The following is a 25,491-nucleotide window of genomic DNA, read 5'->3' as shown; positions in this document are numbered from 1 at the left end:
TCATGCCACTCACCGGCCGCCGAACCCTCACGCAGTACCTGATCGAGCAGCGCCGCCGGTTCCCCGAGGCCAGTGGCGACTTCAACGCGCTCATCCTCGACGTGGCCATGGCCTGCAAGGCCATCGCGCGCGCCGTGGCCTTTGGCGCGCTCGGCGACCTGCTCGGCAACCACGCTGCCGAAGCCGGCGGTTCGGTCAACGTGCAGGGCGAGACACAGAAGAAGCTGGACGTGCTGAGCAACGAGTACTTCGTGCGCATCACCGAGTGGGGTGGGCACCTGGGTGGCATGGCTTCCGAAGAGATGGACCTGCCCTACCAGATCCCGGCGAAGTACCCGCGCGGCAAGTACCTGCTGGTGTTCGATCCGCTCGATGGCTCGAGCAACATCGACGTCAACGTGTCGGTGGGCAGCATCTTCTCGGTGTTGCGAGCACCCGCCACCGACGGTCGCGACGTGACCGAGGCCGACTTCCTGCAACCCGGCACGCAGCAGGTGGCGGCCGGCTACGCGCTGTACGGCCCCACCACCATGCTGGTGCTCACCGTGGGCAACGGCGTGGCCGGTTTCACGCTGGACCCGAACCTGGGCGAATTCATGCTCACGCACCCAGATCTCACGGTGCCTGCGGACACCCAGGAGTTCGCCATCAACGCGTCCAACAGCCGCTTCTGGGAAGCGCCTGTGAAACGCTACGTGGACGAATGCCTCGCAGGAAAGACCGGGCCGCGCGCCAAGGACTTCAACATGCGCTGGATCGCCAGCATGGTCGCCGAGGCGCACCGCATCCTGATGCGCGGCGGCGTGTTCCTCTACCCGCGAGACACCAAGGACGCCAGCAAACCCGGCCGCCTGCGTCTGCTGTACGAGGCCAACCCCATCGGTTTCATCATGGAACAGGCCGGGGGCAGGGCGAGCACCGGCCGCGTGCCCATGCTGGAAGTGAAGCCCGAGTCGCTGCACCAGCGCATCGGCCTGGTGTTCGGCTCCAGGAACGAGGTGGAGCGCATCGAGCGCTACCACGCCGACCCCATCCGCAAGGACTCCGACAACCCCCTGTTCCATGAGCGCAGCCTGTTCCGCGTCTGACATGGCTGAGCGCACCGCATTCCAACTTCACAGGGCATTCCCATGTCTGAGCGCCACCCCATCATCGCCATCACCGGCTCGTCCGGTGCGGGGACCACATCGGTCACCCGCACGTTCGAGAACATCTTTCGTCGCGAAAGCATCACCGCCGCCATCATCGAAGGCGACAGTTTCCACCGCCACGACCGCCAGCAGATGAAGCTGCGCCAGGCCGAGGCCGAGCGCGCCGGCAACCGCAACTTCAGCCACTTCGGCCCCGAGAACAACCTGTTCGCCGAACTCGAAGCGCTGTTCGCCAACTACGGGCGCAACGGCACGGGCCAGTCGCGCAAGTACCTGCACGACGCCGAGGAGGCCGCCCCCTACCAGCAGGAACCGGGCACCTTCACGCCCTGGGAAGACATTCCCGCGCGCACCGACCTGCTGTTCTACGAAGGCCTGCACGGCGCGGTGATCACGCCCGAGGTCAACATCGCCCAGCACCCCGACCTGCTCATCGGCGTGGTGCCGGTCATCAACCTCGAATGGATCCAGAAGCTCTGGCGCGACAAGTCCAAACGCGGCTACAGCACCGAAGCCGTGACCGACACCATCCTGCGCCGCATGCCCGACTACGTGAACTACATCTGTCCGCAGTTCGCACACACGCACGTGAACTTCCAGCGCGTGCCCTGCGTGGACACCTCCAACCCGTTCATTGCGCGAGAGATACCCGCACCCGACGAGAGCTTCGTGGTGATCCGCTTCGCCAAGCCCAAGGGCATCGACTTCCAGTACCTGCTGAACATGGTGCACGACTCCTTCATGTCGCGCGCCAACACCATCGTGGTGCCGGGCGGCAAGATGGAACTGGCGATGCAGCTCATCTTCACGCCCTTTGTGTGGCGGATGATGGAACGCCAGAAACGCTGGGTGGCCTGACATGAAAGGCTATCCCTACGACCTCATCCTGTTCGACCTGGACGGCACGCTGATCGAGACCGCGCCGGAAATCGCCGACGCCGTCAACGACACGCTCGTCGCCTTCGACCGCGCCGCCGTGACGCAGCAGCAGGTGAACGACTGGATCGGCCACGGCACACGCGAACTGCTGGTGCAGGCACTGGCGTTCGTGGACGGCATCGACGCCAGGGCCGTGCGCGAAAGCCCCACGTTCCCGTCCATCGAAGCCGTGTTCGGCCTGCACTACGAACAACGCTGCGGCACGCGCAGTCGACCCTACCCGGGCGTGGTGCTGATGCTCCAGGCGCTCAAGGCCGCCGGCGTGAAGCTGGCCGTGGTCACCAACAAGGAAGACCGCTACACCCAGGTAGTGCTGGATGCGCACCATCTCACGCCGCTGTTCCACCGCGTGATCAGTGGCGACACCCTGGCCGTGAAGAAACCGCACCCGGCGGCGGTGGACGATTGCCTCATGCGCTTTGGCATCGCCCGCGAACGCGCGCTGTTTGTGGGCGACTCCAGCATCGACGTGGCCACGGCACGCAACGCCGGCATTGCCGTGTGGGCACTGACCTACGGCTACAACATGGGCCAGCCCATTGAAGACAGCCGGCCCAACCGGGTGATCTCGGATTTCTCGGCGCTGGCGGCGCTGCTGCCGGCGTACGCATCGCCCACCGAAGACTGAACCCCCGCCCGGTGGTCAGCCGCCGGCCATCACCTTGCGAACCGCCGGCCGTTCGGCCACCGCCTTCAGCCATCGGTGTGTGGCGGGCGTATCGCCCAGGGCGCCGTTGGACAACGCCTTGACGCGCGACAACCAGCCCGCGGTGGAGCAGAACGAGGGAATGTCCGCCACGGAGTACTCGCCCGCCAGGAACTCGACTTCAGAAAGCCGTCGCTCCTGGACCTTCAACATGCGCACGCAATCGTTCGCGAAGCGCTCGATGGCCGAAGGCACCTTGTCCGTGGAATCCACGAAGTGGTGCAGTTGAGGCAACGCTCCACCGAGACTGCTGGTGCCCCAGATCAGCCAGGCCAGGGTGCTGGCGCGGGCCGCAGGGTCAACGGGCAGCAGACGCCCGGACGACTCAGCGAGGTAGATCAGGATGGCGGCCGTTTCGAACACGGCCACCGGCCCGGCGGCGGTGTGGTCCACGATGGCCGGGATCTTGTTGTTGGGCGAGATGCGCAGGAAGTCCGGCGCAAACTGCTCGCCCTTGGTGATGTCGACCGTGCGCACCGTGTAGGGGGCGCCGGCCTCCTCCAGCATGATCTGCGCCTTGCGGCTGTTCGGGCCCGGGTAGGTGTAGAAGTCGATCATGGAGCTGCTCAGGCGGCGACCGTCTTGGCGTCGATCAGTTCGATCTTGTACCCGTCCGGGTCCTGAAGGAAAGCCAGGTGCAACGTGTCGTTCTTCATCGGCCCGGCTTCGCGGATCACCTTGGCGCCCTTGGCCTTGAGCTCCTCGCAGACGGCGTAGATGTTCTCGACCGCGATGGCGATGTGTCCGTAGCCGTTGCCGATGTCGTAGTCGGTGGGTTGATCCCAGTTGTGCGTGAGCTCGATCACGGCGTGGTTGATCTCGGGACCGTAGCCCACGAAGGCCAGCGAGAAGCGGCCCTCGGGATAGTCCTTGCGCCGCAGCAGGTTCATGCCGAGCAGGCGCGTGTAGAAGTCCAGCGACTTGTCGAGGTCGCGCACGCGGACCATGGTGTGCATCACGCGGTGGGGAATGGCAGAAGTGGGGGTCATGTCGTCTCCTGAAAAAAAGAGGGCTGCATTTGAGTTGCAACAGCAACTCAAAGCCTAACGATGATGAGTTGCCATGTCAACAGTGTTTTGACTACTTGCCATCGATGGTTGTCATGTCAACAATGCGGCTTTTCAAGCAACCCAGAGAGGTGACCTGATGAGCCAGCCAAAGGAATTCCGGATCGAGGTGCCGCAGGCAAGACTCGATCGAATCACCCAGCGCCTGAAGGACTACGAATGGCCAGAACTGCCCCGGAGCGAACCCTGGAAGATGGGCACGGACGAAGCCAGCCTGCGCGGCTTGGTCGACCACTGGCTCCATCGATTCGACATGCAAGCCCAATTGCGGCGACTTAACGAGCAGCCGCAGTGGCGTGCAGAGGTCAATGGTCTGGGGTTGCATTTCGTCCACCGGCGCAGCGCAGACGGCAAGGGTCTTCCCGTGGTGCTGCTGCACGGCTGGCCAGGCAGCTACCTGGAGTACCTCGAGGTGGCCGAGACCCTGGCTCGCGGGCGCGATGTGGTGGTCGTATCGCTGCCCAACACCGGCTTTTCCGACAAGTCGCCCACGCTGATGGGGCCACGTGCGATGGCGCATGCGGTGCACGCGCTCATGACCGAAGTGCTGGGCTACCCGCGATACATCGCACACGGTTCCGACTGGGGCTCGATCCTGGCGAGCTGGCTGGGCAACGACTTTCCCCCGCAGGTGGCAGGCATCCACATGAGCATGATCAGCCCGCGTTTCGTGGCCGCTGCGGTCCAGGGGCCTGAAGAACAACAATGGCTGGCGGGGTTTCGCGAGCGCTTCGAGGACGACGGGGCCTACTTCCGCCAGCAGACTTCCCGGCCGCACACGCTGGCCTTTCTGCTCGGCGACAGTCCGGTGGGCCTGCTCTCCTGGCAGGCCGAGAAGTTCATGGCCTGGTCGGACCCCGGCATGGGCACGCCGAGCGAAAAGATGGCCTCTCCCGAATGGAAGGACCGCCTGGTGCTCAACACGCTGCTTCAACTGGTGGGCGGCACCGCCGCGTCGGCCACGCTGATCTACCGGGGTCTGGCCATGGAAGGTGCGCCCGGGTTTCCGGCCGGTGGCCGGGTGAACGTGCCCACCGCCATCGCGGCCATGCGCGACCCGGCGTTCCCCGCTCCGCCTCGCTCGCTGGTCGAGCGCATCTACCGTGTCGAGCGCTGGACCGAGTACGCCCGTGGCGGGCACTTCCCCGGCATCGAGGCCAGCGATCTGCTGTGCGCCGATCTGGAGGACTTTGCCAAAGACCTGTGACGCATCCGCGTGGCAGCCCCGCTCGCCGGTGAAGTTACAGTAAGCCCCAGGTTCAATCTCTGGAAAAGTGGATTCACGATGGCGACAAGGCGGGGCAACACGGCGGTGCGGCAGGGACGCAAGGTTCTCAACCTCTCGGGGTACGTCACCTTCTATTTCACAGTGCTCGCCAACAAGCTGTCCAGTGGTGCCTCGCGCCTGTACCTCAAGCGCTACGACATCGGCATCATTGAATGGCGCGTGATGGCCATGCTCGCCGTGGAGCCCCGCATCTCGCCGGCGCGCATCTGCCAGATCATCGGCCTGGACAAAGGGGCGGTGAGTCGCGAGATGCGCAAGCTCGAAGCCAAGGGCTATCTCACGGTGGAAGAAGACCCCGAGAGCACGCGCCGGCGCACGCTGGAACTCACGCCGCTGGGCTACCAGATCCACGACGAGATCATCCGCACCGCGCTGGAGCGGGAGCGGCGCCTGCTCAGGGGCCTGTCCACGGAAGAGGTGGACACCTTGTTGAACCTGCTCGTGCGCACCACGGCCAACATTCCCTTCGTGAACGAATACGACCCGCCGACGGAAAGCAGCGCGGCGCCCGCCCGCCGCAAGAAGGCCTGATACCGGGCTGCCTGCAGGCCTACGCTGCAGTGAGGTTCCGCGAAAAGAGTGCATGCAGGCGACTCCAGTGCCGTTCAGCGGCTGACCGGTCGTAGACCGAACCCCGCTGCGGGAACACGAAGCCATGCTGTGCTCCCTCGTACCACTCCACCCGGTAGCGCGTGCCGCTGTGCTTCAGCGCAGCCTCAAGCTGGGCAATGACGCCCGGCTCGGCCCATTTGTCGTTGGTGGCGCAGCCCAGATACACCTCGCACTGCAGCGAGCGCGCCAGCAGGTGCGGTGAATCCGGCTGATCCGTCACCAGGCGCGCGCCATGGATCGCGGCAACGCACGCCAGCCGATCGGGAAAGGCCGCAGCGGCGGCCATCACGAATGGGCCGCTCATGCAGTACCCCACCGCGCCCACGCGGTCGGAAACCGCGTCGGGCTGCGACGTGAGCCAGGTCAGCAGAGCGCCCGCGTCGGACGTGGCCCCCACATTGGTCAGGTGGCTCATCATCTCGAACATGCGCACCGTGCCCTCGGTTGTCTGGTCGGTCGAGAAGGACCTGGCTCGGCGGTAATACAGGTTGGGCGCCACCACGAAGTGGCCGGCAGAAGCCAGGCGCCGCACCATGTCGAAGATCTCCTCGCGCAGACCGAAAGCGTCCATAAGGAACAGCACGGTGGGAAAGGGTCCGCCTTCGTCGGGGCACGCCGTGAACGTGTTCATGACGCCGTCCGGCGTGGCCACGTCGATCCAGTTCTCCCTCATCGCAACGCCCTACAGGTCCAGCACCAGCGTGCCGCGACCGCGCGAGCAGCACGGCGTCATCTGGTCACCCTGGGCGCGTTCGGCATCGGTGAGGAAACCATCGCGGTGTTCGATGTCGCCGGACAACACGCGCGTGAGGCAGGTGCCGCAGATCCCCTGCTCGCACGACACCGGAATGCTCACGCCATGCCGCTCCAGTGCGCTCGTGATGGATTCGTCCGGGGGGATGGCAATGCACTGGCCGATGGAAGCGATCTGCACCGTCAGCGCCTCGCCGGCCACCGGCTGAGCCAGCGAGAAATGCTCCACGTGGATGTGTGCCTCGGGCCAGCCGTGTTCGCGCGCGGCCCGGCAGACGTGGTCGATGAAGCCCGCGGGGCCGCACACGTACACATGCGTCACGGCCGGGTCTTCCTGCGCCAGGCGTGCCAACTGCAGGCGCTGATCTGCGGGCCCGTCGTCCAGGTGCATGCGGGTGTGGGCGGCGTAGGGCGCAGCGGCCAGACGGTCCAGGAACGCCGCGTGCGACGCCGAGCGGGCGCAGTAGAAGAACTCGAAATCATCGCCTGCGCGCCAGAGCGCCTCGGCCATGCTGAGCAACGGCGTGATGCCGATGCCACCACCAAACAGCAGCGTGCGCCGCGCGGGCGCCAGCGGGAAATTGTTGCGGGGTGCGCCCACGGTGATGGTGTCGCCCTCCGCAAAACGTTGGTGCATGGCGGCCGAACCGCCGCGCGAGTTGGGCTCCAGCAGCACGCCGAGCACATAGCGGTCGGTCTCATCGGGCGCGTTGCACAGCGAATACTGGCGCGTCAGCTGGGGGCCGATGTGCACGTCGATGTGGGCGCCGGCGGTGAAGGCGGGCAAGGGCCTTTGCTGCGGATCGCGCAGCTCCAGGGAGACGATGCCCTGGGCCACCACGCGTCGGCGCGTGATCTGGAGGTCGAGAAGGGTCATGGAGAAAGGCGCGGGCCCGCAGGCCCGGTGGGTCATTTGGCCGCGGTGATCGGAATCTCGATGCGGGCCGCAGGTGCGCTGACCGGGATCGGCGACTTCTGCTCCTCGTCGAACATCTTCTTGATGATGCGCCGCAACTGGACACGCGTGGCGTCGGAGACGATGTCCACCAGATGCGCTTCGCCACGTTCGTCGATGCGCGCCTGTTGCCCTTCACAGAAGATCTTGTCTTCCATGAACGCTTCGGCGATCTGGTCGAACAGCACCTCGGTGGCCTTCGGATCGTCCTGCTTGTAGCCGTTTGCAGGTGTGAAGAAGTAGAAGCAGGTGTTCTCTGTTTCGGGCGTGAGACCGTGGAAGATGCGCAGCGAGAACCCGCCCTCGCGGCGGTTGTGCTCGCGCGCGCCGGTGCCGGTCTTCACCGCGCCGCTCCACTGCAGGATGTTGCTGGGCGCCGAGAAGGCGAACTCCTGCCAGCGGTCCACGTTGCTGCCTTCGAAATCCACCGCCTTCGTGTAGGTGGGCGGCGGCACCGAATTGATCATCCAGCGCACGTACTTCAGGCTCTTCTCGTCGCGCGTCACGTCCATCTCGGCCTTCACGTGCGTCATCGGGTTGCCGCCGATGGTGCTCTTGTGCACATAGCCCAGATGGGTCAGGTCCATCAGGTTGTCCACCATCAGCATGTAGCCGGCCTTGATGTGATAGAAGCCGTGCTTGTGCGGCCAGTTGGCGTGGTCGTCGTTGTACGGGTAGTCGACGATCAGGCTCTCATCGGCCAGCGCCGGGTCGCCCATCCAGATCCAGATGAACTCGTTCTTCTCGACCACGGGATAGGCACGCACCCGCGCCTTCTCGGGAATGCGGTCCTGCCCCGGGATGTGCACGCATTTGCCGGAGCAGTCATGCACCACGCCGTGGTAGCCGCACTCCAGCCCTTCCTCCACCACCGTGCCCAGCGAGAGCGGAGCACCCCGGTGACAGCACATGTCGGCCAGGGCCGCGATCTTGCCGCTCTGCTGATCACGGAAGAAGACGATGGCCTCGTTGCAGATGCGGCGAGGGAACGGCTTGTCGGTCACATCCTCCGTCCAGGCGGCGATGTACCAGGTATTGAGGACGAACATGGCTTTCTCCTGTGGTTCGTGGAAATCCGGCGACGTCAGATGCCGGCCTTGGAATGCTTGGCAATCAGCGACTTCGCCGAGGCGAGCAGCTTGGGACCGTCGTAGCCGCGCTTGGTCATGTCGGCCACCCAGGCTTCTTCCACGTGGGAAGAAAGCTTCACGAACTCCTGCGTTTCTGCAGCGCCGATCGTGATGATGGTGTTGCCACGGTCCTTGGCCGCTTTCAGGCCGATGGCATCGCTGTCTTGCGTGATCTTGCCGAAGAGCGCAGAGGTCTCGATGCCGGAGTTGGCGTCGATCACCTGCTTGAGTTCGGGTGGAAGGCTGTCGTACTTCGCGCGGTTCATCGCCATCACGAAGGTGCCGGTATACAGCGCCGGGGAGTTGGCAGGAAACTCGCTGTGGAATTTCGTCAGCTCGTGAACCTTGACCGAAGGCACCACATCCCAGGGCATGGCGAGCGCGCTGATCACGCCCTTCGACAGCGCGTCGGGTGTGGCTGGCAAGGGCAGTGGCACCGGTGTTGCACCCATTGAGGCCAGCATGCTGGTCAACGGGCGGGTGGGGGCGCGCACCTTCAAGCCCTTCAAGTCGGCGGGCGACTTGATCTGCTTGTCCGCGCTGTGGAACACCCCGCGCCCGTGCACGTGAAGCGCCAGCACCTTGGTTTCCTTGAACTCGTCCGGGGCCTGCGTCTGGATGTACTCCCAGTACGCGCGCGACGTGGCCTTCGCCTCCGTCATCATGAACGGCATCTCGAACACCTCGCCTCGCGGAAAGCGGCCAGCGGAGTAGCCCGGCAGCGTCCAGATGATGTCGGCCACGCCATCGCGCGCCTGGTCGTACAACTGCGGTGGCGTGCCGCCGAGCTGCATGGCCGGAAACGCCTCGAACTTGATCCGTCCCGCCGAGTCCTTTTCCACCTTCTCCATCCACGGCTTGAGCATCAGCGTCCAGACGTTGGACGTGGGCGCCATGAAGGTGTGGAACCGCAGCGTGACCGCCTGTTGTGCCTGAGCAAGAAAGGCCGGGGCGCCCAGGGCGATGGCGGTGCCCGTCTTCAGCAGGGTGCGTCGTTGAATCATGTCTGTCTCCTGTGGTGGATGAATCGGCGTTGTCAGACCGGTCGGCCGCCGTCACTTCAAGGTGGTGATGGTCGGCGCATCTTCTCTGGTTTGGTTGCAATAGCAACTCAAACCGGACAATGCCAGCGTTGAGTTGCTATTGCAACTTATGGGAAGCTCCCTTGACGCAGCATCGCGTCGGTGCTATTTGTCATGCCGGCTCGGCTGCGATCTGCGCACCCGCATCAACCGACAGCGCGTCGTAGCTGAAGAGCCAGTCGTACCGTGCGCGCACCTTGTCGGGCGCCCACTCGGTTTCGATGTACTTCTGTGCGCCCTCGGCAGACGCCAGCGCCGGGTTGTGAAAACGTCGCGTGTTCTCTGCGGATTTGAGGACGATGGCCGTGGTGCGCTCATGGCGAAGATGCTCATACCGCTGCAGTGCCGTGGCAGGATCGTCCGGGCAACTGTCGAGGCAGCGCGCCAGCACCACGCCGTCTTCAATGGCCATCATCGCGCCCTGTGCCAGGAAGGGCAGCGTGGGGTGGCAGGCATCGCCCAGCAGCGTCACGCTGCCCTTGCCCCACACCGGCAGCGGTGTGCGTCCCATCAGCGCCCATTTGAAGGGCCGGTCCAGACGCTCCACCATCGACAGCACATCGGCATGCCAACCGGCGAAATCGGCGCGGCATTCTTCCACCGTGCCCTGCTCCGTCCAGGATTCCTTCTGCCACGCCGCGCGCTCGACGATGCCGACGAAGTTCATCAGCTCGCCGTTGCGCAAGGGGTAGGTGATGACGTGTGCTCCAGGCCCCACCCAGTTGGTGCCCACGGGCCGCCGCAGGTGCTCTGGCAGGTCGCGCGCCTGGATCACGCCGCGCCAGGCCATGCAGCCGGTGTACTGCGGATCGTCGTGGCCATGCAGCAGCTCGCGCACCCTGGAGTGCACGCCGTCGGCACCGATGAGCACGTCGGCTTGGCGCACAGGGCCGTTTTCGAACGTGAGTTCAACGCCCTGGTGTTCCTGCACCCAACCGGTGAGGCGCTCGCCCAGGTGGAGCGCTTCAGGCCGGATCGCCTGGATGTGCTGCACCAGCACGGCATGCAGATCCGCGCGGTGCATCATGAGGAAGGGCGCGCCATAGCGCTCCACCGATTCCGCCCCCAGATCGAACAGGCGCCAGGTGTCGCCGGAACTCCAGTGCCGGATCTCCTTGGCGCTGGGCTGGCTGGCGCTGCGCAACACATCTTGCTGCAGCCCGAGCGAGAACAGGCAGCGCGTGCCATTGGCGCTGAGCTGAATGCCCGCGCCCACCTCGCCAAACACCCGGGCCTGCTCGTACACATCGACCTGAAAGCCCCGCTGCATCAAGGCGAGTGCGGCGGTCAGGCCGCCAATGCCGGCGCCAGCGATGGCGATGCGCGTCTTGCGGTGCATGGAGGGTTGATCTTTCATGGTGGTTGCAACGTCAACCCGATTGCAGCACCATACGGGCCTCGTGAGAAGTTTGTGTATGAAATGGATTGATTTGCCCGCCTTATGAATGTGAGCACCCGCCAGTTGCAGGCCTTCCTGGCCGTGGCGCGCCTGCAGAGCGTGACGCGGGCGGCCGAGCACATCCACCTTTCGCAGGCGGGCCTGAGCCTGCTGCTGCGTGAAATGGAAACGCAGCTTGGTGCCCGGCTCTTCGACCGCACCACACGATCTGTGTCGCTCACCGAGGCCGGGCGTCAGTTGCTGCCGGTGGCCGAGCGCATGTTGAGCGAATGGATCGACATCTCGTCCCGGCTGGACAAGCTCTCGGTCGACGTGGCGCGCACCCTGACGGTGGCCGCCACGCCGCTGGTGTGTTCCAGCGTGATGCCGGTGGTGCTGAAGACCCTGCGCCAGCAACGCCCCGACATCGCCGTGGTGGTGCGCGATGTGGAGCGCAGCCAGATCGAGGCGCTCGTGCTCTCGGGCGAGGTGGACATGGCCTTGGGCATTCTCTTCAAGGCCGGCTCGGGCATCCGCCGCCAGCGCCTACTTTCGCTGCCCCTGGTGTGCGTGAGCCCGCGCGAGTGGTCGGCCCCCGCCGGCCCCCGCCGCCGTCTGCAGCGCAGCCATGTCGCCTGGGCCGACCTGGTCGAAGTGCCGCTGATCGGCCTGCCCGTGGCCAACCCGATCCAGCAGGTCATTGACCAACAGCTTCGGGAGATCGGCCGCGCCAATGAAGCGCGAACCACCTTCAACAACCTGCACAGCGTGGTGGCCATGGTAGAGACCGGCTACGGCGCCGCCGTGATGCCCGCCTTTGTGCAGGGTGCCTGCAGCCGCTACGCCGTGAACGTGGGCGTGATGACGGAGCCTGAAGTGCCGCTCGATTTCTACGCCGTGACCCGCAAGGGCGCCGAACTCACCGACGCAGCGAATGCCTTTCTGTCCACCTTTACGGCCCAGCTTCTCGAATACCCCCAACTCAACCGCTAAGGAAAGAAACCACGTGACCACCCACCCAGCCACGCCATCCCCATCGGCCACCACCGCCCTGCACCGCCAACGCCAGGAAGGCAGCGGCGGCATGCCGCTCATCCTCGTCCACCCCATCGGCGCCTCGCTCCAGTTCTGGGACCCGCTGATGCCCCATCTGGCCGGGTACGGCCCGGTGCTTCGCTACGACTTGCGCGGCCACGGCCAGAGCCCGGCCGCGCAAGAAGAGGGAGACATCGACGCCTTCGCCGACGACCTGCTGGCGTTGGCCGATGCAGAGGGCTTCGAACGGTTTGATGTGTGTGGTGTGTCGCTCGGCGGCATGGTCGCGCTGGCGGTGGCCGCCCGGAGCCCGCACCGCGTCAACCGCGTGGTGGTGAGTTCAAGCGCCGCCAGCGTGGCGCCACCGCCCAACGGCTGGAACGGCCGCCGCGAGGCGGCACTGAAGGACGGCATGGCACCGCTGGCCGAACCCATGGTGCAGCGCATGTTCAGCGAAGCATTCCGGCAAACGGCTCATCCGATCATTGGCACGATGAAGACCGTGTTCGAAAACATGAGCCCCACAAGCTATGCCAACGCGGTGTCGATCCTGCGGGATGCCGACCTGGGCCCGCGCCTCGCCCAGGTGCAGGCGCCCACGCTGGTCATTGCGGGTGAGCAGGATCCGCTTTGCCCGCCAGCCAAGCAGCAGGCGCTTGTTGACGCATTGCCGCACTCGCGGCTGGTGGTGATGGATGGCGGGCACTTTCCGCCGATTGAGCAGGCGGAGGCGTTTGCGCGGCTGGTGCGCGAGCAACTTGACCTCTGATTGGCTTGATTGACTGAATGACTTCAATGCAGCGACTGCCTTCGGTCGCGGCCGGGTGCCGAGTGCACGGTGCCTGGCACAAAGCTGTAATCAACTTACCCTGCAGCGGCGCAGCATCGAAGACCGATATCGTGGGGGCTGCAGTCACCCAGCTTGGCAGGCCGCAGGTACCCCTTTAAATCGCGGTGGAATCTCAGATGCTCAAATGGCTGAACTCACACAGTCGACCCGGAGCTGACACTCGATGAGACACGATCCCAGGTCGTTGAGCAGCCGCACTAAGTGCTAAATGCTCAAGGGATGAATAGCCGTAAAACGTAACGAAAATTGGCCATCATCTGCAACCCGGCGCACCGCCTTAATGAGCCAATTCAGCGCGCCTAGCCGCGGCCGATACCGCCTTCTGCATTCACCTCACGCATTTAAGAGGGGGCGGAGTTGTATTTCTTTGCAGCTCTACCGCTTACATCAATAGGCTTGAAATACAGGGCTACCCCAATATGTCTAATGCTCAGAGGCAAACCAGAGCCGTCATGAGTCTGCGTTGAATAGAAAGCCAAGTTCGGGCGAGATGCGCATGGCTCAGTTGTCAGGCTGGAGTCGCCTGAATTTTCCAGATGAGACTTCCAAGTCTTCATCTTATCTGCAGCATTCTTGGTGAGGACGTAGATTAGCATCCCTGCTTTCGCGTCCTCAAGGCTACTAGGGGAATAGCGGCTCGTAAGTTGCAGGAACCCCTCGTTAACCTTGTCGAGCGCAGTGAAAATCTTTGCCTCTGCGGTCCAGAGCCAGCCTTTTAGCACTTTTTGAACAGTCAAATCGACGCTGCCACCAAACTGTGATCCATTAGTTGCTGTGTATCCGAGTTGGTTTAGCATGGACGAAATATAGAACGTTATTTCGTCTTCTGAACTCTTCTGGAAGCGTTGCCGATTTCGCTCCATATCATTAATTATTTCGTCTATATCGCGCTTAAGAATATTGACAAAATCATTATAGGTTTGAGCCTGGCAGCGCTCGATCGCTCTGTCGCCGCCAGGCGTCGCACGGAGTGCGGCGACAATCTCAGAAAATGACGGAAGTGAATCAACAATTTCCACTGCTCATCCTCTTAGAAACTTCGACGGAATGAGATATGTGGAAATCAGATCGGCTACGTTTTCCTGAATATCCCCCGTGAGAGGGTTAATCTTCTCGCGAGTGGCGGCCATTGCTTCTTCGCCTGTGATTGGGACTGGAGTACCGCGTGGGTCAACAATTTCGAATTTCAATTCTAGTGCTGGTGCGGAGTCACCCAAGAGATACTGAACTGCTGCCGCGAATTCTCTAGGTGCCTCGCTTGGAGCTAAGCCAATTGCCCTTTTGAGCATGGACAGCGTTATATAGCTACTTGTAGATCCATCTACGTGATCTAGTATTGCCAAGCAATACGACCTGATTTCAGGCTGATCAGCCCAAGCGCTATCGATGGCGCTGATCATCTGAGGCTTGTTGCGTGCTGACATTTCAGCCTAGAAATGCCTGAAGTTTATTTATGCCACGTGCAATATCACTTTGTGACATGCCATCAATCACTTCTACCCCGAAGAGTGTTCGGTTCTCTGGGGCCACGGCCATTTGCCTGACATTGGAGCGGAGCCGAATTGTAACGTGCGCTGGAGGGAAGGAAAGCGCAAGTGTAGTAGTGAGATCGAAGAGGGCCACTTCGTTGTTCACCGCTTTGGCTGCGTCAGTATGGTACTTATTGATACGTAAATCATCAGAGTCAACCGTCGTCTTTAGATTGTCAACTAAACCCGTGGATGTGCGCAGGCGCAACTCTTTGATTTGCCCGCCGTCATTGCTTTGATACATGGCATCAATTGCAGGAAAAAGGTTGGTTGGCACCTTGCTCGCTAGATGATTTCCTAGCGCAGGCAAATGCAGGCTTAACGCAGTTCGCATCTTCAATGCTTGATCAAATCGGTCGAAGTCTTGAACATGGCCGTGTGGCATATCGACCATTACCTCCATTCGATGAAGCTTTGGCCGGATTGCAACTACGTCGAAGGCTTGAAAACTCTTTGTTCTAAGGCCAACAATTTTACTGTAGCCTTTGAGCGTAGGGGCTAGCTTTCCGATGGCCTCAGCGGCGGCATCCTCAAAAGTTTCCTTTTCGGTATAGTCTTTTCGGGAGCAAAAGACTAACAAAAAATCATCGCCGCTGGCAATTACTTCGCAAAGCGTCAAAATACTGGGTGCTCCGGCTAGCTCAGCCTCAGTAAGAACATATGGGTAGTGCGATGAGAACTTTGACGGAGCAACCGTTGCACTCTTGAGCGAGGAGGAAAGCTCAGTACTTAGTTCTGGCGTCAAGTCAAAAATTTGAATATATTTTCGGCCTGCCAGCTTGATCGAGCTATAAAAGTCCGTCAGGACTGTCCTAACGTTCTTGCCATAGTTAAGATTTTCGGCAAGGGCGGCTTCTATAGAAGGCCAACCCGTGCTGGGTTTTAGATCTCTTGCTTGCAGGCTTGCTTTAACCCACTGCCATTGCGCCCGCACGCGTAGGGACCGGACTAAATCCGCGTCTTTTATGGCTGCCCCTGCGGCTTTAATACCGTCTGTGAGCTTCATCGTAGTTACCCCCCCTGGGCAGATTATTAACTGCTAGTCATAGTGCCGATAAACATCGCGCCGAACTATCAGCGTATACGTTGCACCTTGTCAGTTTACCTCTAGAGGGGCTCATGTTGCCTAAGGGAAATCCATTCCACTAACGCGCCTGCGCTTTGCGGCCCACATTCCTGGGTGAGCCCCGGCACCCAGCGAGTCGCCCGTTGTGCTGAAGCAGCTTGGAGAATTGGCTGGCTAGCCGGGTCTTGAATCCATTGTTCTTCGCTGTAAAGCGGAAAACGGCAGTCATGACGTCCTTGCATGCAATCTGATATTTGGCTGCAACACCTGACCGGCTGCAGTCAGTCTGAAGCAGTCTTTCTCGTCCGTTAGATGCTTCGGTCGTTGATCAGATCACCACCAGTGCTCATGGTCAAAGTCAGTCCTGACACCGTGTCCCTCCCCTATACTCCCCGCGTCGTACAACAAAAGTACGACCGGGATTGGCATCCTGAAACGTCAAATCACTGAGATGGCTGAAACGTTCGCGCGTTGCGGCTATCTCCGTCTGTGCCCCCATGCTTTTTTGGTGGCCCGGACGGGGAGCCGCAAGGCTCGCCGGTGTTGATTTGACGTCCGGTATGCCAACCCGTTCGGGCCACCGCCACCCTCACAAAGGGCGGCGGTGGTATCACCCACCTGATAGGGAAGGCACATGCAGCAAAAAAAACATCCACGCGTTCTTTCGTCTCAACGCCGCCTCCTCCAGCACCAGCAAAGCCGCCCGCGCCTGGGCGTGTTAATCGATGCGGAAAACGTCAGCGGCCAGCACGCCGCGCAGCTCATGCAGTTGGTGAACGAACGCGGCCGGCCCACGGTGTGCCGCGCGTATGGCGACTGGACCACCGACTACTTGCTGTCGTGGAAGAAGTGGTTGCATCCGCTGGGCATTCGGCCGGTGCAGCAGTTCCACTACGCGCACGGCAAGAACGCGAGCGACGGCGCGCTGATCATGGACGTGATGGAGGCCTTGCACCGGGGCCAGGTGGAAGGCATCTGCATCGTCTCTTCCGACAGCGATTTCGTGGGCCTGGCGGGCCGCGTGCAGGAGGCGGGGCTCATGGTCCATGGCTTCGGGCAGCAGGGGGCTTCGCCGGCTTTCATGGCGGCTTGTGATGAGTTCGTATTCCTTCTGGGCGCGGGGCAGGGTTTGGAGTCGGTTTGATTCGCGGAAGGTGACGATTCCCTCACGGACGGGTGAGCGGGGCGGGGGCAGAATTCTGGAAGTAACAAAATCTTTCCAGCGATGTCCGTCATTCCCTTTCCGTCGTCACCCCGTTCACGCTCGGCCGACAGCGCTTCTTCTTCTTCCCGCATCCACGCACAGCAGTTCACCCCCGCCCTGGACGCCGAGGCGGTGGACGAGTTGACGCACCAGGACTTCTTTTTGTCCATCCGCGTGGAAACCGAAGGCGGCGCGGCGGTGATTGCGCCGGACGACGAATTCAAGCTGGTGCAGTACCTCGAATTCCACGGCCTTCGCCTGCCCAGCGCGGTGGACGCGGAACAACTGCGCGAGCTGTGCAACACCCTGCGCTGGACCTATGGCCACGCCGTGCGGCTGGCGGTGCGCGACAGCAGCGACCTGGCGCGCAAGTGCCCGGGCCTGAGCGCTGACAAGATCGCCTACGCCTGCGCAGTGGCCAGCCAGCAACCCAGCCAGGCGCGCGAACTCGCACGGCAGGTGTTCAAGGACCGGGCGAGCCTCGTCTTTTTCTACTAGCGAACGCGCCACGAAAACCGTGGCGATCCGGCTCGTGGCGATGCCGGGGGTAGCATAGGCGGCGCACCCGCAACCCGCCACCAGCAGCCAGCCCGCATTGACCTCCACTTCCGCCTCGTTCCGCGATGTCACTTTGGCCCATGCCCTGCGACTGATGGAGGAGGCTGGTGCGCTCGACGATGCGGGCGAAATGACGCTGGCCCATGTGCGGCAGCACAACGATCAGGATCGAATTCTGGAGCGTGCCCGGCTGCTCGCGGGCCGCCTGGGGTTGCTGGATGACTGGGTGCGTCTGAAGACCGGGCTGTGGATCGCCGCCGGTTTGCTGACCCTGCTCGCGTACCTTCTGGCCGGTGGGCTGCTCGGCCGCGTGCTGGGCAGTGGGCAGACGCTGAACGCGGCGTTTGCATTCGTCGCCCTGCTGGGCGTTCCCTCGCTCGCCCTGCTGGTGTGGCTGCTGTGGGTGCTGGGGTCTGCGTTGTCTGGGCAAGCCGCGGCGCCCTGGTCGCTGGGTCAGCTCATGTTGACACTGGCCGCGCGCCTGCCCTGGGTGCGTGGCCCGCACTCGCTCAACCTCGTGCGCGGTGTCCATGCGGTGTTGCGCGAGCACCGGCTGACGGTGTGGGTCTTCGGGGCCATCAGTCACGCGCTGTGGGCGCTGGCCTTTGCGGTCGCGCTGGTCACGTTGCTGGCGCTGTTTGCGTTTCAGGCCTACCAGCTCACCTGGGAAACCACCATCCTGAATCCCGCTTTCTTCGATGGATTTGTGCAAGTCACCGGGTGGCTGCCGCGTGCGCTGGGCTTTGTGGTGCCTGGGCAAGCGGTGTTGCACGCTGCCCCCAACGCGGTGGATTCCGAGGCCATTGCGTGGTGGCTGCTCGCCAGCGCCTTGCTCTATGGCTTGCTGCCCCGGCTGGTGGCGCTGGTGGTCTGCGCCGCCGTGTGGGGAAAGCGCGCCAGCCAACTCGGGCTCGACTTGCGCGACCCGTACTTTCGTCAGATCGCCACCCGCTTTTCTTCCATGGCGGCCGCCCTGGTGGTGGACGCCGAGCACGAAGCCCCGCGCGAGGAGACGCCGATCTTTCGAACCCCCATGGCCGGCATGGCGGCGCCGGTGGTGCTGATCGGGTTCGAGCTGCCCGATGGCCTGGGCTGGCCACCACAGGCCTTGTCCGGGCGAGCTGATCAGGTCCACACCATTCTGGGCAGCATGCCCGAACGGCTGAGCTTGTTGAGCACATTGGCCGCATCCCCCGGCGTGCGCGCCCTGGTGGTCTGCTCCGCTGCCGCCAGCCCCGACCGGGGTACCGAGCGTTTCCTGCGGCAGATCTGCGCCGAGGCGGTCGACTGCGCGCTGCTGCCGCTGGGTGGGGGCTCCGGCTTCGCCGCAGACAAGCCGGAACGCTGGTCCGGCTGGCTGGCCGCGAGCGACCTGAAGGCGCTGACCTTCTGCGCCACCGTGGCCGACGCGCAGCAATGGATGGGGCCGCGCCGTGGTTGAACGCACCGGCGTCGCTGGTCCGATCAACATGGCCGTGGTCGGCCACACCAACGCGGGCAAGACCTCGCTGTTGCGCACCCTCACGCGTCAGGTGCGCTTTGGCCAGGTGTCCGATCAGCCAGGCACCACCCGGCATGTCGAGGGGATCGATCTGGACGTTGGCGGGCAGACGCTGCTGCGCTATTTCGACACCCCGGGTCTGGAGGACTCGGTGGCGCTGCAGTACCACCTCAAACAGATGCCCGAGACGCTTTCGCCGCCCGAGCGCGTGCGCGCCCTGCTCAACGGGCCCGAAGCCCACGCGGCATTCGAGCAGGAGGCCAAGGTCCTGCGGCAGATGCTGGCATCGGATGCCGCCATCTACGTGATCGACTGCCGCGAGCCCTTGCTGCCCAAATACCGCAGCGAGATCGAGGTGCTCAACAGCTGTGCCCGACCGATCATGCCGGTGCTCAACTTCGTGCGCAGCGAGCACAGCCGCGAACCCGAATGGCGCGAAGCGCTGGCTGCCTACGGACTGCACGCCGCGGTGCGGTTCGACGCGGTGGCACCCTTTGTCGGGGCTGAGCGCCAGCTCTACGAAGACCTGAGCGTGCTCATGCGCCAGCACAAGAGCACGCTGCAGGCGGTGCAGGTGGATCTGGACCGGCAGGCCGACGAACGACAGGCTGCCTGCGCGAAGCGGGTCGCCGACACCCTGATTTCTGCCGCCGCCATGCGGCGTGAGATCACACCCGAAGCGCTGTCCGACGCGCGCGCCAGGCAGTCGTTCGTGGATGCCTTCCGCGCGGAACTGGTGGAGGGCGTGCGCGGTGGCGTGCACGACCTTTTGCAGATGCACGGCTTTGAGCGCGACGACGCCAGGCTCGAGGTATTGCCCTGGACCAACGACCGGTGGGCTTCGGACCTGTTCAACCCCGAGACGCTGGCCACGGTCGGGCGGCTGCTGGGAAAAGGGGCTGCGGCGGGTGCGGCCGTGGGATTCACGCTCGACCTCGCGCTGGCCGGCCTGTCGCTGGGGGCCGGCACCGCGCTGGGCGCGGCCATTGGCGGTGCGCTGGGTCAGGGCTTGGGCCACGCGCCGCGAAAGCTGCGCAACCGATTTCTGGGGATCGAGGAACTGACGCTCGACAACGATGTGCTGGTCGTGCTGGCCGACCGCCTGATCCACCTGTGCCAGGTGCTGCAGGCCAGGGGTCATGCGGCACAGGACACCATTGAACTGCGGCTGGCGCCTTCAAGCGCTCACCGCAAGGCATTGATGGAGTTGCTGGACGCCCTGCAACGGGCCCGCGCACACCCGGAGTGGGAGCATCGATCGGGCCACCCCCGGGATCACAGCGCCAGACGGGAAGCGTTGAGCCGGGCACTGGCGCTGAACATCACTTCGCTTCTGGCGAGCGCCGGCAAATAGGTCACGGCTTTTCATCCGCGTGACGGGCTGGTGCGACGGCGTTCGCCAGTGCCGGGCCAATCGCGCGGGTCAGAACCTGGATCCGCGCGGCATCCCTGAGCTCGGGGTGCGTGACCAGCCACATGGGTGTCACCAACTCGGGGATCGCGCTGGTCAAGGGTTGCAGGTCTGGAATGCTCAACTCCACGAAAGACGGCAGCAGCGCAATGCCGATGCCTGCACGCACCATGTTGGCCGCGTGGCTGAAGTTGTCGACGCGCAGCACGACCTGCTCGGCGGCCACGCGGTCGCTCAGCCAGCGATCGAACTTCAGATCATGGGTATCGCGCTCGAAACTGATCCAGCGCCGTTGCCCGAGCAGGGCCTCGACGTCTTGAAGTGGCAGCTTTCCCCGCCCGGTTCGACGCGCGTAGATCTTGAAGTCCAGGTCCGCCAGCCTGCGCCCCACCAGCCAGTCCGGCACCGTATCGGCGATGCGAATCGCGATGTCGGCCTCGCGCCGGCGCAGGTTGACATGCTCGCGCGTGCTGACCAGCTCGATCTGCACATCCGGGAACGACGACCTGAACTGCGCAAGCACCGCAGGCAAGAGGTGATCGATGACGATGGACGACACGCTCACGCGCACTTCGCCACTGGGTCGCAGGTCTGCCCCGCTGGCGCGCATCTCCGCGCCAACGGCCAGTGGCTCGAACTCGCGTGCCGCTCTTTCGATCTCGTGTCCCGCAGCGGTGAGCGTGTAGCGCGGTCGCCCGCGGTTGAACACCTTGGTGCTGAGCCGCGACTCGATCAGGTCGAGTTTGCGCAGCAAGGTCGAATGCGTCATGCCCAGCGGCCCGAACGCTTTCGCCACGCTGCCGTGGCGGGAGACGGCCAGCACGGTCTGAAAGTCGGACCAGTTCAGCCGAAGCCGCAGTTCATCAGCTGGCGTGGTGGCTCGTCGCATGGGTCGATGGTGGCCGGTCTGGATGCCAAATGATCATTTTTGACAATTTCAGTTTTCAAGAATGAGTTTCAGTTTGCATGAATCATAAGTTACGGTGCTGTGATGGAAAAGACTTACGCTGCGACTCGCCGCAAGGGTTCTGCTGCGGTGCAGCGAAACCTGCTGTCGCTGGAATCGGGCACGGTGCCCGAACCGGTTCGCTCTGAATTGAAGCGGCGCCTGCTTGAGATAGAAGCCGGCTACCGCGACGTTGCCCAGAAGATGGGGCAGCTCTATATGTACGCCGACCAGCAAGGACTCGCTTTGCTGAACCGTTACCTTGATCGGCCCATGCGCAACGCTTCCGACAACGAACGCGCGGTGGTGTCTATCCTTGACGAACTCCAGCTGAACGCAGGCCGTCATCCAACTGGAAGCAATTGACATGAAAAAACCGCATCCGAAGACCGTTGCCCGGCCGGGCACAGAGCTCGGGGAGCAGGACATCCACCTGTTTCGCGAGGGTACGCACTCGCGGCTGCATCAGAAACTGGGATGCCACCTCAACCCCAACGGAGCCAGCTTCGCGCTCTGGGCACCGAACGCCCGCGCCGTGTCCGTGATCGGCGACTTCAACGACTGGAATGCCGAAGCCGACCCAGCCCGCGTGCGGGAGGACGGCTCCGGCATCTGGGAACTGGAGGTTCGCGGTGTGGAGGCGGGACACCGGTACAAGTTCGCGGTCTTCACGCACGATGGGGCGCGCCTGGAGAAGGCGGATCCCTTCGCGTTCCGCGCCGAGCCGGCACCGGCCACCGCCTCCATCGCCTGGAATCTCGAGGGTCATGCGTGGGCCGACGGTGCCTGGATGAAGAGCCGGGCCACCGAGCACGGGCTGAATGCGCCGATGTCGGTCTACGAGGTGCACCTCGGATCCTGGCGGCGCTCGGCGCAAGGGGAGATGCTCGACTACCGCGCCATGGCGCAGTTGTTGACCGAGCACGTGACGAAACTGGGGTTTACCCACGTCGAGCTGATGCCGATCACCGAGCACCCGTTCTACGGCTCCTGGGGCTATCAGACCACCGGCTATTTCGCACCGACTTCCCGCTACGGAACGCCGCAGGATTTCAAGTTCCTGGTCGACACACTGCACCAGGCGGGCGTCGGCGTGATCCTGGACTGGGTGCCGTCGCACTTTCCCGCCGATGCCCATGGACTTTCGCAGTTCGACGGCACGCACCTCTTCGAACACGCCGATCCTCGCCAGGGATTCCACCCGGAATGGAACTCGTCGATCTTCAATTACGGGCGCAACGAGGTGCGTTCGTTCCTGCTGTCGAGCGCGATGTTCTGGCTGGACGAGTACCACATCGACGCCCTGCGCGTGGATGCCGTGGCCTCCATGCTCTACCTCGACTACTCGCGCAAGGAAGGCGAATGGATCCCGAACGTGCACGGCGGGCGTGAGAACCTGGAAGCGATCGCCTTCCTGCGCCAGCTCAACGAATCGGCCTACCGCGACCACCCCGGTGTGCAGGTGATTGCCGAGGAGTCCACCGCCTGGCCGATGGTGTCGCGGCCCACCTACATCGGCGGTCTGGGCTTCGGCATGAAATGGAACATGGGCTGGATGCACGACACCCTCAGCTACATGCACGAGGACCCCATCCACCGACGGTGGCACCACGGGGAGTTGACGTTCTCGCTGGCCTACGCCTTCAACGAGAACTTCATGCTGCCGCTCTCGCACGACGAGGTCGTGCATGGCAAGGGCTCGCTGATCGACAAGATGCCGGGCGACGAATGGAAACAGTTCGCCAACCTGCGCCTGCTGTACGGCCACATGTGGGCGCACCCGGGCAAGAAGCTGCTGTTCATGGGCTGCGAGTTTGGCCAGCGGCGGGAATGGAACCACGATAGCGAGCTCGACTGGTGGTTGCTGGATGGCAACGAGGTGCACGGTGGCCTGCAGCGTTGGGTCGGGGATCTCAACCGCCTCTACCGCAACGAGCCCGCACTGCACGCGCTGGACTTCGATGCCGCCGGATTCGAGTGGGTCGATGGTGCCGACGCCGAAGGCAGCGTGTTGAGCTACCTGCGCAAATCGCCCAACGGTGAAGCGGTGCTGGTGGTGGCGAACTTCACGCCGGTGCCGCGCGAGAACTACCTGGTGGGTGTGCCGACGTCTGGACGCTGGCGCGAGATGCTCAACAGCGACGCGTTGCTGTACGGTGGCAGTGGCGTGGGCAATCAGGGCGGCGTTGACAGCGTACCGGTCGCGGCACATGGGCGTTTCCATTCGCTGAATCTGCGACTGCCGCCGCTGGGCGTGTTGATCCTGAAGCACGAAGGAGCCGCATCGTGAGCCTGAACGACGAAGTCCTCCCGATCGCCCTGACGGACGGCCGCGTCCGCGTGGTGATCGAGAACGTCCAGCCTGCGGTGGACGGTGGCCGCTTTCCGATCAAGCGCGTTGCCGGTGATGAGGTGGTGGTCGAGGCCGACTGTTTTGCGGATGGCCACGATGTGGTGGCCTGCATGTTGAAGTGGCGAGCCGCCGGTGCTGTGTGGAAGAGCACCCCGATGCTGCCACTCGTGAACGACCGCTGGCGCGCCAGCTTCGTGGTGGATGCGATCGGCACCTGGGAATACACGGTCTGCGCCTGGGTCGATCCGTTCCAGTCGTGGCGCCACGATTTCGCACGCCGCGTCGACCTGGACGACGTGCGCATTGCAGCCGCGACCGGTGCCAGTCTGATCGACGAGTGCGCCGCACGCTGCGACCGCAAAGCCGATGCGAAATTGCTCCGCGCCTGGGCGCTCGAACTGGCGCAACTCGCTGCCGACAGCACCGCCGACGTCGAGGCCTTGAAGCGCGTGGGTGACGACGATGCGCGTGCTGCCGTGGCCTGCCGCTACCCCGATCTGCGCCATGCGTTCACCCATCCCCAGACCTTCCCGGTGACCGTCGAGCGCGAGCGCGCACGCTTCTCCGCGTGGTACGAGTTTTTTCCGCGATCGGCCTCGGACGACGCCAGCCGCCACGGCAACTTCGCCGATTGCGAGGCGTGGCTGCCTTACGTCAAGCGCATGGGCTTCGACGTGCTGTACTTTCCGCCCATCCATCCGATCGGACGATCGCGCCGCAAGGGGCGAAACAACACGCTCGAAGCCAGGGACAACGATGTCGGCAGCCCATGGGCGATCGGCGCTGCCGAAGGCGGCCACACGGCCATCCTGCCTGAACTCGGCACGGCCGCAGACTTCAGGCGACTGGTGAAGCGGGCAACCGAACTCGACATCGACATCGCGCTGGATATCGCATTTCAGTGCGCGCCGGATCACCCCTGGGTGACCGAGCATCCCGACTGGTTCAAGAAGCGGGCGGACGGCAGCATCCAGTACGCCGAAAACCCGCCCAAGAAGTACCAGGACATCTACCCCTTCGACTTCGAGAGCGCCGACTGGCAGGCGATGTGGCTCGCGCTGGCCGGCGTCTTCGAACACTGGGTCGGCGAAGGGGTGCGGGTGTTCCGCGTCGACAACCCGCACACCAAGGCCTACCCCTTCTGGGAATGGGTGATCGCCCGTGTGCGTGCCCTGCAGCCCGAGGTGGTGTTCCTGTCGGAAGCGTTCACACGCCCGCGCGTGATGCACCGCCTGGCCAAGGTGGGGTTCAGCCAGTCCTACACCTACTACACCTGGCGCAACACCAAGCAGGAGCTCACCGCGTACTTCACCGAACTGAGCCGCGGGCCGGGTCGTGAATACTTCCGCCCCAATGTCTGGCCCAACACGCCGGACATCCTGCCCGCCGCGCTGCAGTATGGCGGCCGCCCGGTCTTCATGGCGCGGGTGGCCATGGCCGCCACGCTGGCCGCCAGCTATGGCATCTACGGGCCTGCCTACGAACTGCTTGAAGGGCAGGCGCTGCGCGCCGGGGGCGAGGAGTATCTCGATTCAGAGAAGTTCGAGCGTCGGGTGTGGGACCGCACGCGTGCCGATTCCCTGTCCGAGTTCATTGCGGTGCTGAACCGTGCACGGCGCACCAACCCGGCGCTTCAGAGCGATGCGGGTCTGCGTTTCCTGAAGATCGACAACGAGCAGATGATCGCCTACGCCAAGACGTCGGCCGACGGGGCGAACACGGTCGTGTGCGTGGTCAACCTCGATCCGCACCACACGCAGAGCGGCTGGGTGGAGCTCGAACAGGACAGCCTCGGCATTCAGCCCGGCCAGGCCTACCAATTGCATGACCTCGTCACAGGATCCCATTTCCTCTGGCACGGCGAGCGCAATTTCGTCAGCCTGGATCCGCAGCGCACGCCTGTGCATGTGATGGAACTTCGATCGCGGCTCAAGCGCGAGAATGATTTCGACTACTTTCTTTGAGAGACGACTTTGA

Annotated in this window: 25 protein-coding genes; 14 read left to right on the top strand and 11 right to left on the bottom strand. The window is 63.5% G+C overall.

Annotation, left to right across the window (positions count from 1 at the left end):
- Positions 1 to 2: 2 nt before the first annotated feature.
- Genes ACTIEY_RS18605 through gph form a run of 3 tightly spaced genes read left to right on the top strand, consistent with a single transcriptional unit; the run spans position 3 to position 2,718 of the window.
- On the top strand, positions 3 to 1,088 hold the full coding sequence (locus tag ACTIEY_RS18605) for a class 1 fructose-bisphosphatase (protein WP_439520637.1): 1,086 nt from the start codon (positions 3 to 5) through the stop codon (positions 1,086 to 1,088).
- 42 nt (positions 1,089 to 1,130) lie between these two features.
- Entirely contained in the window at positions 1,131 to 2,009 is an 879-nt protein-coding gene (locus ACTIEY_RS18600) for a phosphoribulokinase (protein ID WP_439520636.1), read from the top strand.
- 1 nt (position 2,010) lies between these two features.
- Positions 2,011 to 2,718, top strand: a complete 708-nt coding sequence (gph, locus tag ACTIEY_RS18595) for a phosphoglycolate phosphatase (protein ID WP_439520635.1) — start codon at positions 2,011 to 2,013, stop codon at positions 2,716 to 2,718.
- 15 nt (positions 2,719 to 2,733) lie between these two features.
- Here gph and ACTIEY_RS18590 read toward each other — a convergent pair whose 3' ends face one another.
- Both ACTIEY_RS18590 and gloA read right to left on the bottom strand, forming a co-directional pair.
- The gene (locus ACTIEY_RS18590) at positions 2,734 to 3,354 is read right to left on the bottom strand and encodes a glutathione S-transferase family protein (protein ID WP_439520634.1); all 621 of its coding nucleotides are present in this window, start codon (positions 3,352 to 3,354) and stop codon (positions 2,734 to 2,736) included.
- A gap of 8 nt (positions 3,355 to 3,362) precedes the next feature.
- Positions 3,363 to 3,785, bottom strand: a complete 423-nt coding sequence (gene gloA / locus ACTIEY_RS18585) for a lactoylglutathione lyase (RefSeq protein WP_439520633.1) — start codon at positions 3,783 to 3,785, stop codon at positions 3,363 to 3,365.
- A 157-nt stretch (positions 3,786 to 3,942) separates the two neighbouring features.
- Between gloA and ACTIEY_RS18580 the strand changes: the two genes are divergently transcribed.
- Together ACTIEY_RS18580 and ACTIEY_RS18575 are read left to right on the top strand one after the other, a co-directional pair.
- A complete protein-coding gene (locus ACTIEY_RS18580) occupies positions 3,943 to 5,070 on the top strand; it encodes an epoxide hydrolase family protein (RefSeq protein WP_439520632.1) in 1,128 nt (375 codons plus the stop codon).
- Between the two features lie 78 nt (positions 5,071 to 5,148).
- On the top strand, positions 5,149 to 5,682 hold the full coding sequence (locus ACTIEY_RS18575; protein ID WP_439520631.1) for a MarR family winged helix-turn-helix transcriptional regulator: 534 nt from the start codon (positions 5,149 to 5,151) through the stop codon (positions 5,680 to 5,682).
- Positions 5,683 to 5,701: 19 nt separating this feature from the next.
- On the opposite strand, the gene ACTIEY_RS18570 is transcribed toward ACTIEY_RS18575, so the two are convergent.
- The 5 genes from ACTIEY_RS18570 to ACTIEY_RS18550 all read right to left on the bottom strand — a co-directional run bounded on the left by ACTIEY_RS18570 (position 5,702) and on the right by ACTIEY_RS18550 (position 11,040).
- Positions 5,702 to 6,436, bottom strand: coding sequence for a dienelactone hydrolase family protein (locus ACTIEY_RS18570; protein WP_439520630.1), 735 nt, complete (start codon positions 6,434 to 6,436; stop codon positions 5,702 to 5,704).
- A gap of 9 nt (positions 6,437 to 6,445) precedes the next feature.
- A complete protein-coding gene (locus ACTIEY_RS18565) occupies positions 6,446 to 7,393 on the bottom strand; it encodes a PDR/VanB family oxidoreductase (RefSeq protein ID WP_439520629.1) in 948 nt (315 codons plus the stop codon).
- 32 nt (positions 7,394 to 7,425) lie between these two features.
- A complete protein-coding gene (locus tag ACTIEY_RS18560; protein WP_439520628.1) occupies positions 7,426 to 8,520 on the bottom strand; it encodes a Rieske 2Fe-2S domain-containing protein in 1,095 nt (364 codons plus the stop codon).
- A gap of 35 nt (positions 8,521 to 8,555) precedes the next feature.
- Entirely contained in the window at positions 8,556 to 9,605 is a 1,050-nt protein-coding gene (locus ACTIEY_RS18555) for a TRAP transporter substrate-binding protein (RefSeq protein ID WP_439520627.1), read from the bottom strand.
- Positions 9,606 to 9,795: 190 nt separating this feature from the next.
- Positions 9,796 to 11,040 carry an FAD-dependent monooxygenase gene (locus ACTIEY_RS18550; protein WP_439520626.1) on the bottom strand — a complete coding sequence of 415 codons (1,245 nt, stop codon included), beginning with the start codon at positions 11,038 to 11,040 and terminating at the stop codon, positions 9,796 to 9,798.
- A gap of 84 nt (positions 11,041 to 11,124) precedes the next feature.
- On the opposite strand from ACTIEY_RS18550, the gene ACTIEY_RS18545 reads away from it, so the two are divergent.
- Together ACTIEY_RS18545 and ACTIEY_RS18540 are read left to right on the top strand one after the other, a co-directional pair.
- Positions 11,125 to 12,054 carry a LysR family transcriptional regulator gene (locus ACTIEY_RS18545; protein ID WP_439520625.1) on the top strand — a complete coding sequence of 310 codons (930 nt, stop codon included), beginning with the start codon at positions 11,125 to 11,127 and terminating at the stop codon, positions 12,052 to 12,054.
- A gap of 13 nt (positions 12,055 to 12,067) precedes the next feature.
- Positions 12,068 to 12,865: an alpha/beta fold hydrolase gene (locus ACTIEY_RS18540; RefSeq protein WP_439520624.1), complete on the top strand. Its 798-nt coding sequence runs from the start codon at positions 12,068 to 12,070 to the stop codon at positions 12,863 to 12,865.
- 422 nt (positions 12,866 to 13,287) lie between these two features.
- On the opposite strand, the gene ACTIEY_RS18535 is transcribed toward ACTIEY_RS18540, so the two are convergent.
- From ACTIEY_RS18535 to ACTIEY_RS18525, 3 genes are read right to left on the bottom strand one after another with little or no spacing between them, the layout of a single operon-like run.
- Positions 13,288 to 13,965 carry a hypothetical protein gene (locus ACTIEY_RS18535; protein WP_439520623.1) on the bottom strand — a complete coding sequence of 226 codons (678 nt, stop codon included), beginning with the start codon at positions 13,963 to 13,965 and terminating at the stop codon, positions 13,288 to 13,290.
- Positions 13,966 to 13,968: 3 nt separating this feature from the next.
- Positions 13,969 to 14,346 carry a hypothetical protein gene (locus ACTIEY_RS18530; RefSeq protein WP_439520622.1) on the bottom strand — a complete coding sequence of 126 codons (378 nt, stop codon included), beginning with the start codon at positions 14,344 to 14,346 and terminating at the stop codon, positions 13,969 to 13,971.
- 25 nt (positions 14,347 to 14,371) lie between these two features.
- On the bottom strand, positions 14,372 to 15,481 hold the full coding sequence (locus tag ACTIEY_RS18525; protein WP_439520621.1) for a hypothetical protein: 1,110 nt from the start codon (positions 15,479 to 15,481) through the stop codon (positions 14,372 to 14,374).
- A 694-nt stretch (positions 15,482 to 16,175) separates the two neighbouring features.
- On the opposite strand from ACTIEY_RS18525, the gene ACTIEY_RS18520 reads away from it, so the two are divergent.
- From ACTIEY_RS18520 to ACTIEY_RS18505, 4 genes are all read left to right on the top strand, one after another.
- On the top strand, positions 16,176 to 16,685 hold the full coding sequence (locus tag ACTIEY_RS18520; RefSeq protein ID WP_439520620.1) for an NYN domain-containing protein: 510 nt from the start codon (positions 16,176 to 16,178) through the stop codon (positions 16,683 to 16,685).
- A gap of 81 nt (positions 16,686 to 16,766) precedes the next feature.
- The gene (locus ACTIEY_RS18515; RefSeq protein ID WP_439520619.1) at positions 16,767 to 17,243 is read left to right on the top strand and encodes a hypothetical protein; all 477 of its coding nucleotides are present in this window, start codon (positions 16,767 to 16,769) and stop codon (positions 17,241 to 17,243) included.
- 97 nt (positions 17,244 to 17,340) lie between these two features.
- Positions 17,341 to 18,744: a DUF2868 domain-containing protein gene (locus ACTIEY_RS18510; protein ID WP_439520618.1), complete on the top strand. Its 1,404-nt coding sequence runs from the start codon at positions 17,341 to 17,343 to the stop codon at positions 18,742 to 18,744.
- Positions 18,737 to 20,158 carry a GTPase/DUF3482 domain-containing protein gene (locus tag ACTIEY_RS18505; RefSeq protein ID WP_439520617.1) on the top strand — a complete coding sequence of 474 codons (1,422 nt, stop codon included), beginning with the start codon at positions 18,737 to 18,739 and terminating at the stop codon, positions 20,156 to 20,158. The genes ACTIEY_RS18510 and ACTIEY_RS18505 overlap by 8 nt, the downstream gene beginning before the upstream one ends.
- Position 20,159: 1 nt before the next feature.
- Here the strand turns inward: ACTIEY_RS18505 and ACTIEY_RS18500 are convergent, their stop codons facing one another.
- Positions 20,160 to 21,104: a LysR family transcriptional regulator gene (locus ACTIEY_RS18500; RefSeq protein WP_439520616.1), complete on the bottom strand. Its 945-nt coding sequence runs from the start codon at positions 21,102 to 21,104 to the stop codon at positions 20,160 to 20,162.
- Between the two features lie 102 nt (positions 21,105 to 21,206).
- Between ACTIEY_RS18500 and ACTIEY_RS18495 the strand changes: the two genes are divergently transcribed.
- The 3 genes from ACTIEY_RS18495 to ACTIEY_RS18485 are packed head-to-tail and all read left to right on the top strand — an operon-like array spanning position 21,207 to position 25,478.
- Complete coding sequence (locus ACTIEY_RS18495) at positions 21,207 to 21,527, top strand: hypothetical protein (protein ID WP_439520615.1); 321 nt, start codon at positions 21,207 to 21,209, stop codon at positions 21,525 to 21,527.
- Position 21,528: 1 nt separating this feature from the next.
- Positions 21,529 to 23,451 carry a 1,4-alpha-glucan branching protein GlgB gene (glgB, locus tag ACTIEY_RS18490; protein ID WP_439520614.1) on the top strand — a complete coding sequence of 641 codons (1,923 nt, stop codon included), beginning with the start codon at positions 21,529 to 21,531 and terminating at the stop codon, positions 23,449 to 23,451.
- On the top strand, positions 23,448 to 25,478 hold the full coding sequence (locus tag ACTIEY_RS18485) for an alpha-1,4-glucan--maltose-1-phosphate maltosyltransferase (RefSeq protein ID WP_439520613.1): 2,031 nt from the start codon (positions 23,448 to 23,450) through the stop codon (positions 25,476 to 25,478). Before glgB ends, ACTIEY_RS18485 begins: the two co-directional genes overlap by 4 nt.
- Positions 25,479 to 25,491: the final 13 nt, after the last annotated feature.

It is taken from the genome of Hydrogenophaga sp. (genome assembly GCF_051858985.1).
Classification (GTDB): Bacteria; Pseudomonadota; Gammaproteobacteria; order Burkholderiales; family Burkholderiaceae_C; genus Hydrogenophaga.
Note: the sequence above shows the minus strand (reverse complement) of the source record. Positions and strands in the feature narration are given on the sequence as shown.

Coding starts and splice junctions, on each gene's coding strand:
- ACTIEY_RS18560 (WP_439520628.1), bottom strand. CDS start 8,520: ATGTTCGTCCTCAATACCTGGTACATCGCCGCCTGGACGGAGGATGTG.
- gph (WP_439520635.1), top strand. CDS start 2,011: ATGAAAGGCTATCCCTACGACCTCATCCTGTTCGACCTGGACGGCACG.
- ACTIEY_RS18570 (WP_439520630.1), bottom strand. CDS start 6,436: ATGAGGGAGAACTGGATCGACGTGGCCACGCCGGACGGCGTCATGAAC.
- ACTIEY_RS18530 (WP_439520622.1), bottom strand. CDS start 14,346: ATGATCAGCGCCATCGATAGCGCTTGGGCTGATCAGCCTGAAATCAGG.
- ACTIEY_RS18575 (WP_439520631.1), top strand. CDS start 5,149: ATGGCGACAAGGCGGGGCAACACGGCGGTGCGGCAGGGACGCAAGGTT.
- ACTIEY_RS18500 (WP_439520616.1), bottom strand. CDS start 21,104: ATGCGACGAGCCACCACGCCAGCTGATGAACTGCGGCTTCGGCTGAAC.
- ACTIEY_RS18590 (WP_439520634.1), bottom strand. CDS start 3,354: ATGATCGACTTCTACACCTACCCGGGCCCGAACAGCCGCAAGGCGCAG.
- ACTIEY_RS18520 (WP_439520620.1), top strand. CDS start 16,176: ATGCAGCAAAAAAAACATCCACGCGTTCTTTCGTCTCAACGCCGCCTC.
- ACTIEY_RS18495 (WP_439520615.1), top strand. CDS start 21,207: ATGGAAAAGACTTACGCTGCGACTCGCCGCAAGGGTTCTGCTGCGGTG.
- ACTIEY_RS18525 (WP_439520621.1), bottom strand. CDS start 15,481: ATGAAGCTCACAGACGGTATTAAAGCCGCAGGGGCAGCCATAAAAGAC.
- ACTIEY_RS18600 (WP_439520636.1), top strand. CDS start 1,131: ATGTCTGAGCGCCACCCCATCATCGCCATCACCGGCTCGTCCGGTGCG.
- ACTIEY_RS18580 (WP_439520632.1), top strand. CDS start 3,943: ATGAGCCAGCCAAAGGAATTCCGGATCGAGGTGCCGCAGGCAAGACTC.
- ACTIEY_RS18565 (WP_439520629.1), bottom strand. CDS start 7,393: ATGACCCTTCTCGACCTCCAGATCACGCGCCGACGCGTGGTGGCCCAG.
- glgB (WP_439520614.1), top strand. CDS start 21,529: ATGAAAAAACCGCATCCGAAGACCGTTGCCCGGCCGGGCACAGAGCTC.
- ACTIEY_RS18605 (WP_439520637.1), top strand. CDS start 3: ATGCCACTCACCGGCCGCCGAACCCTCACGCAGTACCTGATCGAGCAG.
- ACTIEY_RS18545 (WP_439520625.1), top strand. CDS start 11,125: ATGAATGTGAGCACCCGCCAGTTGCAGGCCTTCCTGGCCGTGGCGCGC.
- ACTIEY_RS18555 (WP_439520627.1), bottom strand. CDS start 9,605: ATGATTCAACGACGCACCCTGCTGAAGACGGGCACCGCCATCGCCCTG.
- ACTIEY_RS18515 (WP_439520619.1), top strand. CDS start 16,767: ATGTCCGTCATTCCCTTTCCGTCGTCACCCCGTTCACGCTCGGCCGAC.
- ACTIEY_RS18550 (WP_439520626.1), bottom strand. CDS start 11,040: ATGAAAGATCAACCCTCCATGCACCGCAAGACGCGCATCGCCATCGCT.
- gloA (WP_439520633.1), bottom strand. CDS start 3,785: ATGACCCCCACTTCTGCCATTCCCCACCGCGTGATGCACACCATGGTC.